The 1,714-nt window shown below is 68.6% G+C and carries 2 protein-coding genes; both read left to right on the top strand.

The features are described 5' to 3' along the window. Positions 1–866, top strand: an 866-nt coding sequence (locus Q8M88_RS09355) for a tetratricopeptide repeat protein (protein WP_305596674.1), incomplete at its 5' end; no start/stop codon positions are given. Positions 867–903: 37 nt separating this feature from the next. Next, positions 904–1,632, top strand: coding sequence for a DsbA family protein (locus Q8M88_RS09360; protein WP_305596676.1), 729 nt, complete (start codon positions 904–906; stop codon positions 1,630–1,632). Positions 1,633–1,714: the final 82 nt, after the last annotated feature.

Raw genomic sequence — 1,714 nt, forward strand, 5'->3', positions numbered from 1 at the left:
GCCTGTTGGAACAGTCGCATCTGTCGGGCAAGGGGCTCGCCGACTTCTTCGACAATTTCCGCTACCAGGAGGTGTTCGCCGAGGCGCGGCGCTACGCCTATTTCCGCACTCACCCACTGTCGTCCGACCGCATTGACGCCCTGCGCGCCCGCGTCGAGCGCCAGGCCTACTACGACCAGAAGGACACGCCCGAGGCGCTCGACCAGCACGCCATCATGCGCGCCAAGCTGGACGGCTTCATCAATCCGCAGGCGGCGATGATGAAGTACGACGAGAAGGACAAGTCCTATCCGGCCCGTTACGCCCGCGCGATCGCCTACTACCAGCTCAAGGACTCCGACCGTGCGCTGAAGGCGATCGACGCCCTGCTCGTCGACCAGCCGGAGAACCCCTACCTGTGGGAGTTGAAAGGCCAGGTGCTGTTCGAGTTCGGCCGCGCGAGCGAGGCCGAAGCCCCACAGCGCCGCTCCGTCGAGCTGATGCCGCAGGCGCCGCTGTTGCGCATCAACCTCGGCCAGACGCTGATCGCGCTCGACAGCCCGGCCAAGATCGACGAGGGCGTGGCCGAGCTGAAGAAGGCGCTGACGCAGGAGGACGACAATGCGGTCGCCTGGCGGATGCTGGCCGAGGCCTATGACAAGCGCGGCCAGGACGGCATGGCCAGGCTGGCGACGGCCGAGTACAATTTCGCCGTCGGTCAGACCCGCGAGGCGCTGGTGTTCGCCATGCGCGCCCGCGAGCTGCTGGACAAGGGCACGCCCGAATGGCGGCGCGCCACCGACATCGTACTGGTCTCCAAGCCCAGCAAGGACGACCTGAAGGATCTGGCCCGCGAAGGCTCCATCGCCAAGGGCTCATTCCGCTGACCCCGCGCGCCGCACCACGCATGCAAATCCGGACACCATGAGAACGATCGCCACCGCCCTCTCCGCCTGCGCCGCGGCGCTGATCCTGACGGCTTGCGGCAAGCCAGCCGACGACGCCTTCGGCCGGCGCGTGCACGCCTATCTGATGGAGCACCCCGAGGTCATCGAGGAAGCCGTCAAGAAGCTGCAGGCCGAACGCCAGACCGCCAGCCTGACCGCCAGCCGCACGGCGCTGGCCAGTCTGCGCCCCCAGTTGGAGCGCGACCCGCGAGACTTTGTCGCCAACCCGGACGGCAAGGTCACGGTGGTCGAGTTCTTCGACTACCGCTGCGGCTACTGCAAGGTGGCCGCTCCCGACGTGCTGAAGATCATCGCCGACAACCCGGACGTGCGCTTCGTGTTCAAGGAGATGCCGATCTTCGGCGAGGTCTCCGACACCGCGGCCCGGATCGCGCTGACTGACGCCGGCAAGAGCGCGGGCCTGAAGCTCCACGGCGCCTTGATGGCCGACAAGGCGCTGGATGAGGCCGCTGTGGACCGCCATCTCGTCGCGGCCGGGATCGACCCCGCCGCCGCCCGCCGCGCGGCCGACGCGCCTGCAATCGTCCGCCAGATCGCCGATGTCCGCACCCTGGCCAACGCCTTGCAGATCAGCGGGACGCCGGCGTTCATCGTCGGCGATCGCCTGATCGCCGGCGCCGATATGGACGCCCTCAACGCCGCTATCGCCGAGGCCAAGGAAGCCCCCCTGCAGCAGCCCGGCTGAGGCCGCTGCGGCGACCGCCTAGATCAGGCCAGCCTGGGGTGACGAGGGATCGCCGTACGTGCGGCGCGCCATGCGGCCGGCC

This window comes from Phenylobacterium sp., assembly GCF_030693805.1.
Lineage (GTDB): Bacteria > Pseudomonadota > Alphaproteobacteria > Caulobacterales > Caulobacteraceae > Phenylobacterium.

Bases quoted from the DNA above. Each gene is read 5' to 3' on its own strand.
- Q8M88_RS09360 (WP_305596676.1), top strand. From the start codon at position 904: ATGAGAACGATCGCCACCGCCCTCTCCGCCTGCGCCGCGGCGCTGATC.